Origin of the sequence: Persicitalea jodogahamensis (assembly GCF_014651615.1) — a bacterium.
GTDB classification, from domain to species: Bacteria; Bacteroidota; Bacteroidia; order Cytophagales; family Spirosomataceae; genus Persicitalea; species Persicitalea jodogahamensis.
This window is the reverse complement of record NZ_BMXF01000002.1, coordinates 918866-930866: the sequence shown is the minus strand read 5'-3', so window position 1 is coordinate 930866 and position 12001 is coordinate 918866. Positions and strand designations below refer to the sequence as shown.

Annotated in this window: 12 protein-coding genes and 1 tRNA gene; 8 read left to right on the top strand and 5 right to left on the bottom strand. The window is 51.5% G+C overall.

Features of this window, described 5'->3' with window-relative positions:
- Positions 1–9 precede the first annotated feature (9 nt).
- Together IE117_RS14125 and IE117_RS14120 are read right to left on the bottom strand one after the other, a co-directional pair.
- Complete coding sequence (locus IE117_RS14125; protein ID WP_189565074.1) at positions 10–1095, bottom strand: efflux RND transporter periplasmic adaptor subunit; 1086 nt, start codon at positions 1093–1095, stop codon at positions 10–12.
- 444 nt (positions 1096–1539) lie between these two features.
- Positions 1540–1613: transfer RNA gene (locus IE117_RS14120), tRNA-Ile, on the bottom strand.
- Positions 1614–1829: 216 nt separating this feature from the next.
- Between IE117_RS14120 and IE117_RS14115 the strand changes: the two genes are divergently transcribed.
- The 8 genes from IE117_RS14115 to IE117_RS14080 all read left to right on the top strand — a co-directional run bounded on the left by IE117_RS14115 (position 1830) and on the right by IE117_RS14080 (position 8859).
- Positions 1830–3062 (top strand): HD domain-containing protein, encoded by a 1233-nt coding sequence (locus tag IE117_RS14115; RefSeq protein ID WP_189565073.1) that lies wholly within the window; start codon positions 1830–1832, stop codon positions 3060–3062.
- Between the two features lie 98 nt (positions 3063–3160).
- On the top strand, positions 3161–4213 hold the full coding sequence (gene lpxD / locus IE117_RS14110; protein WP_189565072.1) for a UDP-3-O-(3-hydroxymyristoyl)glucosamine N-acyltransferase: 1053 nt from the start codon (positions 3161–3163) through the stop codon (positions 4211–4213).
- A 65-nt stretch (positions 4214–4278) separates the two neighbouring features.
- The gene (locus IE117_RS14105) at positions 4279–5670 is read left to right on the top strand and encodes a bifunctional UDP-3-O-[3-hydroxymyristoyl] N-acetylglucosamine deacetylase/3-hydroxyacyl-ACP dehydratase (protein ID WP_189565071.1); all 1392 of its coding nucleotides are present in this window, start codon (positions 4279–4281) and stop codon (positions 5668–5670) included.
- Complete coding sequence (gene lpxA, locus IE117_RS14100) at positions 5667–6470, top strand: acyl-ACP--UDP-N-acetylglucosamine O-acyltransferase (protein WP_189565070.1); 804 nt, start codon at positions 5667–5669, stop codon at positions 6468–6470. The genes IE117_RS14105 and lpxA overlap by 4 nt, the downstream gene beginning before the upstream one ends.
- A gap of 121 nt (positions 6471–6591) precedes the next feature.
- On the top strand, positions 6592–6870 hold the full coding sequence (locus tag IE117_RS14095) for a nucleotidyltransferase family protein (RefSeq protein WP_229580877.1): 279 nt from the start codon (positions 6592–6594) through the stop codon (positions 6868–6870).
- On the top strand, positions 6857–7300 hold the full coding sequence (locus IE117_RS14090) for a HepT-like ribonuclease domain-containing protein (RefSeq protein ID WP_189565068.1): 444 nt from the start codon (positions 6857–6859) through the stop codon (positions 7298–7300). The genes IE117_RS14095 and IE117_RS14090 overlap by 14 nt, the downstream gene beginning before the upstream one ends.
- Positions 7301–7369: 69 nt before the next feature.
- Positions 7370–8092, top strand: coding sequence for a pseudouridine synthase (locus IE117_RS14085; protein WP_189565067.1), 723 nt, complete (start codon positions 7370–7372; stop codon positions 8090–8092).
- Positions 8093–8247: 155 nt separating this feature from the next.
- Positions 8248–8859: a DUF3558 domain-containing protein gene (locus IE117_RS14080; protein WP_189565066.1), complete on the top strand. Its 612-nt coding sequence runs from the start codon at positions 8248–8250 to the stop codon at positions 8857–8859.
- 64 nt (positions 8860–8923) lie between these two features.
- Here IE117_RS14080 and IE117_RS14075 read toward each other — a convergent pair whose 3' ends face one another.
- The 3 genes from IE117_RS14075 to IE117_RS14065 form a co-directional block, all read right to left on the bottom strand.
- Positions 8924–9091 (bottom strand): hypothetical protein, encoded by a 168-nt coding sequence (locus IE117_RS14075; RefSeq protein ID WP_189565065.1) that lies wholly within the window; start codon positions 9089–9091, stop codon positions 8924–8926.
- The gene (locus tag IE117_RS14070; RefSeq protein ID WP_189565064.1) at positions 9088–10488 is read right to left on the bottom strand and encodes a purine-cytosine permease family protein; all 1401 of its coding nucleotides are present in this window, start codon (positions 10486–10488) and stop codon (positions 9088–9090) included. The genes IE117_RS14075 and IE117_RS14070 overlap by 4 nt, the downstream gene beginning before the upstream one ends.
- A gap of 124 nt (positions 10489–10612) precedes the next feature.
- Positions 10613–11980 (bottom strand): UDP-N-acetylmuramate--L-alanine ligase, encoded by a 1368-nt coding sequence (locus IE117_RS14065; protein ID WP_189565063.1) that lies wholly within the window; start codon positions 11978–11980, stop codon positions 10613–10615.
- Between the last annotated feature and the right edge of the window lie 21 nt (positions 11981–12001).

Here is a 12001-nt window from a genome sequence, read left to right as displayed (position 1 = left end):
TGTGTCTGATTATTCTGCGTACAAATCCAGCTGAGACAGCATTTTGGCTGGCTGCACGAACTTGGGATGGATCTTTTCGTTTTCCCGCACCAGACGCAAACCTTCCAACAGGATCTTATCGTCTCTATTCAGGCCCGACTGCACCACAAAAATGTGCGGCAACTCGGCGGAAATGGTGATTTCCCGCGACTTGATCTTGTTGTCTTTGTCCAATACGTACACGTATTTTTTCTCAAGTACCTCGAAGGTGGCTTTCTGAGGAATGAGCAGGGCATTTTTGTAGGGTACCGTTACCAACACATTACCCGTTTCGCCATGTCGCAGCAGGCCCTTCGGATTGGGGAAGGTGGCCCGGAAGGCGATGTTGCCCGTTTCGTTGTTGAAATCGGCCTCCACGGTCTCCACCTTGCCTACGTAAGGAAACTTCTTGTTGTTGGCCATCATCAGATTTACCTGCTTCATGTTGTCCTGGCTGTCATCCGACTTATAGTCCAGGTACTCCGCCTCGGGTACGTTGAAATACACCCACATCTTGCTGTTGTCCGAGAGGGTAGTTAGCAGGTCACCCTCATCGACCAAACTACCCAACCGCACCTGGAAGTGATCCATGATTCCGTTGAAAGGGGCCCGGATTTCGGTGAAGCCCAGGTGAACATTCGCCAGGGACAGTTCGGCGTTGGCCTTCTGCAGTTTGGCCATCGCCATTGCCAATTCATTCTTCGAGACGATGTTACTGTCGGCCAAAGACTTGGTGTTCCTGTACTCAATTTCGGCGAAGTTGGCCTCGGCTTTGGCTTTCTGCTGCTCGGCCTGGTAGAGCATGGGCATGATCTGAAACATCATCTGGCCCTGCTTGACGTGCTGCCCTTCGTCCACAAATATTTTCTGTAGGTAGCCCCGTTCCTGCGCCCGCAACTCAATATGGCTGATGGCGTGGATCTGACAGACGTACTCTTTGGTAACCAGGGTGTCTTTAATGACTGGGCTGGTCACCAGAAACTCTGTTTTTTCTTCCTTCTTTTCTTCTCCTTTGGTTTCGCAGCCTGTTTGGAAAAACAAGGTGCACAGGGTTACGAATAAGAGTGTTCTTTTCATGATTGATTTTGGTTGTTGTGCTTAAACTTTTTAGAAGAGTTGAAAAAGTCCGGCTTTCTGCCCGAAGCATAGTAGGATTTAAAAAATACGGCGCAAGTATCACCCGGCTCCTTAATCACAAGTTAAAAGCAGATTAAAATCGGGTTAAAATCCTGATTTTGCCGATTTTCCTTCGGTCAGGCAGGCCCAACCATTCCAGGAGTATCCATTTAGTGGATGCCAGTAAATAGCAGAAAATCAATATTCACTTCTGAAGCAGGAGCAGCTCCACAAGATTGGGACCCCGGAAAAGAGAGGACAAAAAATCCCTGGCGTTTGCCAGGGATTTCCAGAAATGTGGGCTTGCCAGAAAACGAACGGGGCGCTTTTCTCCGGGCTCTTGGAGTAGTGAGGGTACTTTATCAAAAAAAAACTCCCGACTCAATGCCGGGAGTTTTCAAAACGTGGGCCCACCAGGGCTCGAACCTGGGACCACCTGATTATGAGTCAGGTGCTCTAACCAACTGAGCTATAGGCCCGACTCTTTACGAGTTTGGAGCGCAAAAATAAGGGTTGCGTTTCTATTCGCCAAGTGGTTTCTTCAATTGTTTAGGCGTTTAGTTGTTTATTTGTAATACCATTCCATTTGTCAGGCGAAGTGCTGCTGCAACTCGCAAATAGCGATTAAGCCTACTTTTACAATGTGTTCTATCTGTTAATCAACCAAGTACCTACTCGATTTTTGCACGATACTTTTGAATAAAAGAAAAATCCTTAACGATCCCGTATATGGTTTCATCACCATTCCGTCGGAACTACTTTTCGATCTGGTAGAGCATCCCTATTTCCAAAGGCTGCGTCGCATTCGGCAATTGGGCATGGCAGATCTGGTGTATCCTGGCGCGCTGCACACCCGCTTCCACCACGCGCTGGGCGCCATGCACCTGATGGGCCTGGCGTTAAAAACGCTGCAGGACAAGGGCCACCTGATTTGGGACGCTGAGTGTGAGGCGGCGCAAGTGGCCATACTACTACATGATATTGGGCACGGGCCGTTCTCGCACGTACTCGAAAAGACGCTCATGACGGGCATTCCGCACGAAGAACTGTCACTGCTGCTCATGAAGGATCTGAATCGCCAGTTCGACGGTCGCCTCGATCTGGCGATTCAAATGTTCGAGGGGACGTACCCAAGGCCTCTTTTCCATCAGCTCATTTCCAGTCAATTGGATATGGATCGGATGGATTACCTCAACCGTGACTGCTTCTACACGGGCGTAGCCGAAGGGACAATCGGCGCAAGCCGGCTCATTAAAATGCTGGATGTATATAAGGATGAACTGGTAGTAGAGGAAAAGGGCCTGCTGAGCATCGAAAACTTCCTCAACGCCCGTCGTCTCATGTATTGGCAAGTTTATTTGCACAAAACTTCTCTCTGCGCCGAAGCGATGCTCAGTCAGGCCATCCGTCGCGCCCGCGACCTCACCGAGCAGGGGGCAGATTTGTACGCCTCGCCCAATCTGGGCTTTTTCCTACGCTACCGCTCCACCCTGGCCGACTTCCGGGAGCGTCCCGAACTACTGCAAACTTTTGTCCGACTGGACGACTACGACATGTGGGGCGCCATAAAAGCCTGGGCGCAGGAAAGTGATCCGGTACTTTCCCGGCTCTGTCAAAGGTTGCTCGACCGGCGTCTTTTCAAGATTCAACTATTGGATGCCCCGCCGACTGAGGAACTGCTGGTTACTTTGCGCGAAGACCTGCGGGCGCAGGGCTTAACCGAGGAACAGCTGTCGTATTTTTTGGTGGAAGGCAAAACTACCAACTCGGCATATGTGACGGGTGAAGATCAGATTCGCATCAAAATGAAAGATGGTCGCGTACTGGACATTACGGAGGCTTCCGAATTGCCGACCATCCACGCCCTTAGCAAGATTGTCCGCAAGTATTACGTAAGTTGGGCTAAAACTGTATCTTTGCGCCCGTAGTCGCACTGCACGGATTTGGGACATAGTCGCTTAGCACCTGTGGCCTTGGTAATGAAGCTTCTTCGCAGCGGTGCTAGTCCAAGTCGTTTTGATTTTCTATGGAGTTTACTGTCGGGCAGATTGCTCAATTATTGAACGGAAAAGTGGTAGGAGACAACACCGCTCTCATTCGTTCGGCCGCCAAAATTGAAGAGGGCAAGCCCGGTTGTATTTCGTTTCTTGCCAATCCCAAATACGAATCATACCTCTACGAGACCGAATCTTCGGCCGTATTGGTCAATCATGATTTTGAGCCGAAAAAAGAAGTTTCGACTGCTCTTATTTACGTTGAAAACGCCTATTCAGGGTTTACACGCCTGTTAGAGGAGTACCAGAGGTTTACCCAGCAAATCAAACGCGGCGTCGAGCAGCCTGCTCACCTCGGTGAGGGAAGCTCTGTCGGCGAGGATGGATACCGGGGGGCTTTTTCTTATGTCGGCAAAAAATGCTCAATCGGTGAGCGTGTCAAAATTTACCCCCACGCTTACATTGGCGATAACGTCACCATTGGCGACGACACGGTAATCCATCCCGGCGTACGCATATACGACAACACGGTCATCGGCAGGCACTGCGTCATTTTCGCCAATACCGTCATCGGCAGCGACGGTTTCGGCTTCGCTCCCCAACCCGACGGCACTTATAAAACCATTCCTCAGCTTGGTAATGTCGTCATCGAGGACCACGTGAGCATCGGCTCAAACACCACCATCGATTGCGCCACAATGGGTTCGACAATTATCCGCTCGGGTGTGAAAATTGACAATCTGGTGCAGATTGCGCATAATGTTGAAGTAGGTAAAAACACGGTTATTGCCGCGCAATCGGGCATCTCAGGCTCCACCAAGATCGGAGAGAAGTGCGTTATAGCCGGTCAGGTAGGCATCGCCGGACACCTTACCCTGGCCAACGGCACCAAAGTGGGAGCACAGGCGGGTGTGGGTAAAAACATTAAGAAAGAGGGACTCGCACTGAGTGGCTCGCCTGCCTACGAACTGAGTGCACACCTGCGCGCCCAGGCGTTGGTGCGGAAATTTCCCGAAATAGAAAAACGAATTCAGTATTTGGAAAAAGAAAAGGCAGGAGCCGGAAAAACAGACCGGGCTGACTAGTTCTTAACCTAATATTTCACAGAGAAAGCCTACCGCTTACAGCCTATAGCTTCTTCCCAGCTAAAATGAACGAAAAACAACAGACCATAAAAAAAGCGGCGTCGGTTTCCGGCGTCGGACTGCACACGGGCGTGTCGGCCACGATGACTTTCCTGCCTGCCCCGGCCAACCATGGCTACAAATTTCAACGCGTGGACCTACCCGGTCAGCCCATTGTGGACGCTGATGTAGACAATGTCGTAGACCTGTCGCGCGGCACCACCATCGAGCAGAATGGCGCCCGCATCAATACCGTAGAGCACACGCTGGCCGCACTGGTCGGTCTGCAAATCGACAACGTTCTCATCCAGCTCGACGGCCCTGAGCCGCCCATTATGGACGGCAGTGCCATCAAGTTTATCAATGCCCTCGAAGACGCTGGTATCGAAGAACAGAATGCATACCGCAATTACTTCGAAGTACCCGAATACGTCCACTACGTCAACGCCGATAAAGACATTGAGATGGCAGCCATGCCACTCACCGATTACCGCCTTACGGTGATGGTGGACTACAATTCCAAGGTCATCAACAGTCAGCACGCTTCGCTGAACGACATGACGCTTTTCAAGGCAGAAATCGCCCCTTGCCGGACGTTCTGCTTTTTGCACGAGTTGGAAGCTCTTTATAACCAAAACCTGATCAAAGGTGGCGACCTGACCAATGCCATTGTCATAGTGGACCGCAAGGTGCAGGACGGTGAACTTGATCAGCTCGCCAAACTACTTGACAAGCCCAAGGTAAGTGTCGACGAGTCGAAGGGAATTCTGAATAATGTCGATCTTCATTTCCCCAACGAAATGGCCCGGCACAAACTATTGGACCTGGTGGGCGACCTGGCCTTGGTGGGGCGTCCCCTCAAAGCCCAGATTCTGGCTGCCCGGCCTGGTCATGCTGCCAATGTAGCTTTGGCCAAGAAAATCAAGAAATTGATGAAAGCCGCCAAGGACGGCATCCCGCAGTACGACCCGAAGAAGGCGCCGATTCTGGACATTAACCAAATCGCCAACCTGCTCCCCCACCGTTATCCGTTCCAGATGATCGATAAGATCATTGCGCTGGACGAGATGAGCGTGGTCGGCACCAAGAATGTAACGATGAACGAGCAGTTTTTCCTCGGTCACTTTCCGGGCAATCCGGTCATGCCGGGCGTAATGCAACTGGAAGCGATGGCGCAGACAGGCGGGATCCTTGTCCTCAGTACGGTACCCGATCCGGAAAACTACTGGCCTTATCTGATCGGAATTGACAATTGTCGCTTCCGGCGCAACGTTGTGCCTGGCGACACCGTAATCTTCAAATGTGAATTCACCTCCCCCATGAAGCGGGGCATCGTCAAAATGAGCGGACGCGGCTATGTGAGCGGACAACTGGTCTGCGAAGCCGATATGATCGCCAGCCTGGTCAAGAAAAAATGATACAACCCCTAGCCTACATTCACTCCGAATCCAAAATCGCCCGTAATGTGGTCGTCGAGCCGTTCGCCATGATCCACAAGGACGTGGAGATTGGTGAAGGCACCTGGGTGGCGTCGCACGCGGTCATCAACGAAGGCGCGCGCATCGGCAAAAATTGCCGTATCTACCCCGGCGCGGTCGTTTCGGCCATTCCGCAGGATTTGAAGTACAACAATGAGTACACGCTTACCTATGTGGGCGACAATACGACCATCCGCGAATACGCCACCATCAGCCGAGGGACCGAGGAACATTGGAAAACCGAGGTTGGCAGCGACTGCCTGATCATGGCGTACGCCCACATCGCCCACGATTGCATTATCGGCAACAGCTGTATTATTGGCAATAACGTACAGATGGCCGGGCACGTCCACGTTGGCGACTGGGCCATTGTGAGCGCGATCAGTGCAGTTCACCAGTTTGTCAAGATCGGCTCACACGCCTTCGTATCCGGAGGATCTCTGGTGCGTAAGGATGTGCCGCCCTTTACCAAAGCCGCCCGGGAACCTATTTCCTACGCGGGTATCAATTCGGTAGGTTTGCGCCGCCGCGGCTACACCAATCAGCAAATCGCCGAGATTCAAACCGTTTACCGGTACATCTATATGAAGGGCCTTAATAACTCCGACGCCCTCAATCAGATCGAACTCGAACTACCCCCTTCCGATGAGCGCGACGAGATTGTGAACTTTATCCGCACCTCCGAACGGGGGATTATGAAGAGTCCACTGCAGTTTGGGGAACATGGAGAGCATGAATAGGTCTTTGATCTGCTGAATTGAGAATATTGAGCTTTCCTTGGCGTCTTGAATAGTTAGCCTGAAAAGCTATATTTGAAGATTGAGTATGCCTTCACCAACCACCCAAAGAAAGCATAATGCTATGACTGTTCAAGAGTTAGAGAATTTGTTGCGGCAGGAAAACATCTTCGAAGAGTTTGATATTCAACGCCTAGGGCTGTTTGGGTCGTTTGCGCGGGGAGAAAGCTACCGTGATATTGACATTCTGCTTGAAAAGCAGATGGATTACAGATTGCGTGAACGACTCAGGACGAAGTTGCAGGACTTACTCGAGACTGAGGTGGACTTGGTGCCTGAGAAATTCGCCGATCCGATCATCCTCTATCGGGCGCAGCAAGACCTGAAATATGTCACGCGATAAGTCTCAGGATTTACTACCACTGCTGGTCATACTCGAATCGCTCGGCAAGATTGAGTTGTACGCAGAGGGATTTTCCGATGCCGATACTTTCTTCAACGATGGCGATCAAGTCAGATTCAATGCCAGTCTATTGCTGCTTCTCAACGTAGGTGAGTATGCTGGTCGGTTATCGGATGAACTAAAAAACCAATCACCAGATCTTCCTTTTCAGGCGATCAGGGGTTTGAGAAATCGAATTGCTCATAACTACACCGGTATCGATTATGAGATGGTTTTCGATATTGTCAAGAATGATGTCCCTTCGATCAAATCAGAACTCATTCAGAAGCTATCCGAGGAAATAGCTAAAGGTACTTACGACCTTGGCGAACTAAGTGCCGCCCGACATAGTACTTTCTACAAGCACGTCGATTTTGAATCCCTTCTTTAATAACACACTTCATTGATGTTGATGACGGCCTGAGTCCATAAAAATGAGTGAGACATTCTTTACAGTCTTATGAACAACAGTAGTTGTTTATTACCCCTCCCCATTCTTTACCAATCGCGAGACTTAGTGGCCATCAATAAGCCGCACGGTCTGCTGGTGCATCGCTCACCGATGGCTCGTGACGCCAGTGAGTTCGCCGTACAGCGGCTAAGGGATCAGCTGGGGCAGCGTGTATGGCCGGTACATCGGCTCGATCGTAAAACGGGAGGAGTACTTCTCTTCGCTCTTCTGGAATCCATGAACTCCGCTATGCAGCAGCAGTTTATGGATGGACATGTCCAGAAAAAGTACCTTGCCATCGTACGTGGCTATACGCCTGATGAGCAAACCATAGATTACGCCCTGAAGCATCCTGATACCGGCGTAGTTCAGGATGCTGTCACGCACCTCAAAACGGAGCATCGCACAGAAATTCCGCTGCCCTTTGGCAAACATGCCACGTCAAGGTATTCGTTAGTCGAACTCACACCTACCACGGGCCGGATGCACCAGCTACGCAAGCACATGGCCCACATTCTTCATCCCATCATCGGCGACCGCCCGCATGGCTGCAACAAGCAGAATAAGCTTTTTCTGGAACAATTCGATATGAACACCATGTTGCTGCACGCGCAGCAACTGACGTTTACGCATCCCGAAACCACGGAAGAAATCACAGTTACAGCTCCCGTTCAGGCGGAGTTTTCGCGGATGGCCGAGGTATTGTTCGGATCAACCACTGAAAAAATATAGGGCTGAGAAGCCAGGGTACCTATACCAATCACTTCCGGGTATTGGCCTTTTGATATTTTAAACCGGCAGTCTGCACAATCTGTCGGGCAGGTATGGAATCCAGCTTCTATATTTAGCAGATTCGATGTCTGCATTTCAAAATCTTAAATCCAACAATGAAAAAACCTGCACTCCTTGCTTTCACCCTATTGGTATTGGTTGCCTGCGGCGGAAATCAAGCCAGCTCTACGGAATCCCCGGCTGAAACTACTGCTACAGCCTTAATTTTTGAGGATTCACAGCAATCCCCATTCAAATTTACGGGAAAAGCCCCCTGCGATTTTCTTGATACCCAAACTGTGGCTGCTGGCCTGGGTGTTTCGGAAAGCAGTATTACGGTTAAGCCGGATCGGGACAAGGACGACCATAAGGTCTGCCGCTACGAAATAAAGGACGGTCCTGGTGCCATGTCGGTACTGACGGTAAGTATAAATTTTAATAAAAACAAAGAAAAAACGCCCAAGAAGCTGAGCAATCGACTCAACGAGGCGCTGACTAACGGCCTGCCTATGATGGGGTACAAGGATCAGGTCCAGGCTTTCAAAGAAATAAAAGGTCTGGGAACCCAGACCGCCTACTCCGGTAATATGCCCAATGATAAAAACCTGCTGACCCGGCTTGATGATGACTACCTCATAAGCCTGCAGTACAATAAGTACCTGCCGGGCCAGGACATCGGCGATTTCGAGCAAAAGCTCAAAGCACTTATGGTCAAGATCCTTGAATAATACTGGCCCTGCTTACTAGTGAATGAGCCGCTGAAAAGCGCATTGCGCGGGCAGCGTGTCAGCTCTACGCTTCTTTGTTAATCCAGGTAGAGGCCGTCGCAAACCAAACTACGGTTGCGCCCAGTAAGGCGATGTTCATCTGGCTTTGCGTCAACACATCAGCGAAGAAAAGGATGGGCGAGAGCAGTACTGCAAGCAGACACAGATAAGAGATAACTTTGATAATGCTCATATTTTCTTCTGCAAAAATTTACTAAAAACAAGGTACAGTGCCCCGCAGGAAAGCCAGGCAGGTAGGGTCAGAAAGGAAAGGAACACACCACCGAAGGCCGAGATGGAATAGAATATCGCCATGCTGATCCCCCATGCCAGCAGAACCGCAAGGTTGAAATTGATCCCTGCTTTTTCCGCGTAGTTCTGCACAATGCCTGCTGATCCGGCAAAGTAATGGTCGAAAACGATGATGGCACCGACGGGAGCCAGAATAAATCCATAGACCGCCACAAAGTCGAGCAGTTGCATGGCAAAGGCGGGAAATAGCCCGGCGACGGTTGCCACCGCTCCCGCGATCATGGTCACCCGGGCCGTCGAGAGTTTTGGGGCAATGGCCTGGAAAGCCAGACCGGCGCGGTAGATGGTGGGATTAGCCGTGGTCCAGCCTGCGACAACCACACAAATAAGTCCGGCGATACCAACGGCCTGGTAGGCCATCGGACCGGGAGCTACGGGCGGCGCTTGTCCGGCCGCCAGCATAGCCTGGGCATCGCCCGTCCGGATGTACAATGCGTAAAGCAGGCAGGCACAAATCCAGGCCAGGTAATGCCCCACGTACATGCCGGCCGCGGTGGTCCAGCCCGAACTGGCTTTTTTCGCGTAGCGAAACACCGACAAGTCAGACATGCCGATGTGCATGGCCGCATTGCAGAACCACGACCACAATACCACATGCCAGAAGGTGTACTTGATCTGGCCGGGAAACGGCTCGCGTCCTTCCCCGAAAATATTCCAGAAATCAGCAAAAGAAGCTACGCCCAATCCTTTCAAAGCGACCACGCCGCAAGCCAGGAAAATAAGCACCATCCAGGGGGAGGCGATGTTGGCAAATTTCGATACGGTATCGTAGCCCCGCGCCGCAATAATTGAAATAACGGCTCCGATTGCCAGCACGACCACAATCCAGGTAATACCGTTGGGCATGGTGTCGGTCAGTTTGGGCATTTCCATGTCGAACGGAATACCCACCGCCGTGGCCGACACGGTAATCATGGCCCCGGCCAGGAAACAGAACAGAATACCATTGGCCAGATTGTAGGCCGTCACCAGCCGCCTGCCGCAGATTTTTTCCAGCTGATAATACAGCGTCAATCGCACGTCCGTTGCGACTGCGGCGGTGATGTACCGCCAGCTCAGGACAGCCAGCAGGTTGCCCAGAAACAGCCCGACCAACAGATCGAAGGCGCTGACGCCTGCCGTCAGAAAAAGGGGGCCGATCACAAATTCGGTACCGGCAGCGTGTTCTCCGGCATACATTCCCAGGAAGCTTTTCCAGCCTTTCCAGGCGGAGGAGGGTACGGGTTCGCGTTCGTATTCGTGAACTTCGGCGGGGATGACGGGGGCTTCGGGCGGCATTATTTTGAGGAGGAAAGGATAATGGGTTGATGATTCAGGGTCAAAAGGCAATGGCCATACGCCACTTGTCTTGAACACTTGACGAATAAAGACACATTTTCACCCCAATCCTACTCATCCATTTCTAAACTATCTCTTTCCCCAGTTCTTTTAAATCAAGGCCGCCGAAAGTGCCTGAACTCATCATGAGCAAGTTGGTATTCTGCCAATTTTGGGCTTTCAGGAAATCTTGCAGAGCGGTGGGGTCGGTAAAAATATTCAGATCGCTGCGCTTGAAGGCGGTGCGGATATCTTCTTCCGAAAGAGGTTCGAGCCGCTTGTGTTCGACCGTTTCGGGGCTATAGAAAACTACGGCTACGTCAGCGGCGTCCATTTTGCGTCGGTACTGGTTCAGAAACGTCTTGTTCAGGCTGCTGAACGTGTGCAGTTCGGTGCAGGCAATAAGGCGGCGCTTTGGGAATTGTTCCTTTACGGCCAGGGTAGTGGCTTCCACCTTGGAAGGCGCATGAGCAAAGTCGCGGTAGGCGTTGGTCGTCGGGCCTTTGGCCAACAATTCCAGCCGCTTGGCAGCCCCTTTGAAGGTCTGGATGGCACGATAAAACTCCTCATCGGTGATGCCCAGCCGCTCACAGACAGCCTGCGCACCGCTGATATTCTTCATGTTATGTTCGCCAAACACGTACAGCGGTATATTCCCCTGAGTTTTGGTAATCAGAAAGGTCTGGCCGTTCGTGAATTTATGGGGGTGGGCCTCGTAAGGAATTTTGGTCACGTCGGGACGTTCCTTTTGCCCGATAATGTCGAGCATGTTATCGGTTTCGTCAAACGCGATGACACCCGCTTTGGGCAGGGAATCAGCCAGCATTTCAAACTGCTTCACGTACGATTCCCAGGTTGGGTACACGTTGAAGTGATCCCAGGCGATGCCACTCACCAGCAACAAATGGGGGTTGTAGTGCAGGAACTTGGGCGTGGGGTCCTCGGGCGAAGTAAAGTACTCATCTCCTTCGATGACGATCACCGGCGCGTCGGCATCCAGGCGCACCATGGTATCGAAGCCTTCCACCTGCGCACCGACCAGGTAGTTGAAGGTGCGTTTGCTTTGCTGCAGTACGTGCAGGATCATGGAGGTGATGGTCGTTTTGCCATGACTACCCGCAACGACCACCCGCTGCTTGTCGGTACTTTGGCCCGCTATGAACTCTGGATAAGAACACACATCCAGTCCCAGTTCCCGCGCCCGGCGTAGTTCGGGATTATCATTGCGGGCGTGCATGCCCAGAATGACGGTATCGATATCTTCTGTGATTTTTTCGGGAAACCAGCCCATGGCAGCGGGCAACAGCCCTGCCTGATCGAGTCGGCTGCGGGAAGGTTCGTAGATTTCGTCGTCGGACCCGGTAATCTCGTTGCCCTGACGAAGTAGTTCGAGGGCCAGGTTGTGCATCACGCTTCCGCCGATGGATATAAAGTGGATTTTTTCTTTGCTCATTCTATCATTAATTTTTCGCCG

Coding starts and splice junctions, on each gene's coding strand:
- IE117_RS14125 (WP_189565074.1), bottom strand. CDS start 1,095: ATGAAAAGAACACTCTTATTCGTAACCCTGTGCACCTTGTTTTTCCAA.
- IE117_RS14090 (WP_189565068.1), top strand. CDS start 6,857: ATGTCACGCGATAAGTCTCAGGATTTACTACCACTGCTGGTCATACTC.
- IE117_RS14105 (WP_189565071.1), top strand. CDS start 4,279: ATGAACGAAAAACAACAGACCATAAAAAAAGCGGCGTCGGTTTCCGGC.
- IE117_RS14070 (WP_189565064.1), bottom strand. CDS start 10,488: ATGCCGCCCGAAGCCCCCGTCATCCCCGCCGAAGTTCACGAATACGAA.
- IE117_RS14065 (WP_189565063.1), bottom strand. CDS start 11,980: ATGAGCAAAGAAAAAATCCACTTTATATCCATCGGCGGAAGCGTGATG.
- lpxA (WP_189565070.1), top strand. CDS start 5,667: ATGATACAACCCCTAGCCTACATTCACTCCGAATCCAAAATCGCCCGT.
- IE117_RS14080 (WP_189565066.1), top strand. CDS start 8,248: ATGAAAAAACCTGCACTCCTTGCTTTCACCCTATTGGTATTGGTTGCC.
- lpxD (WP_189565072.1), top strand. CDS start 3,161: ATGGAGTTTACTGTCGGGCAGATTGCTCAATTATTGAACGGAAAAGTG.
- IE117_RS14095 (WP_229580877.1), top strand. CDS start 6,592: ATGACTGTTCAAGAGTTAGAGAATTTGTTGCGGCAGGAAAACATCTTC.
- IE117_RS14085 (WP_189565067.1), top strand. CDS start 7,370: ATGAACAACAGTAGTTGTTTATTACCCCTCCCCATTCTTTACCAATCG.
- IE117_RS14075 (WP_189565065.1), bottom strand. CDS start 9,091: ATGAGCATTATCAAAGTTATCTCTTATCTGTGTCTGCTTGCAGTACTG.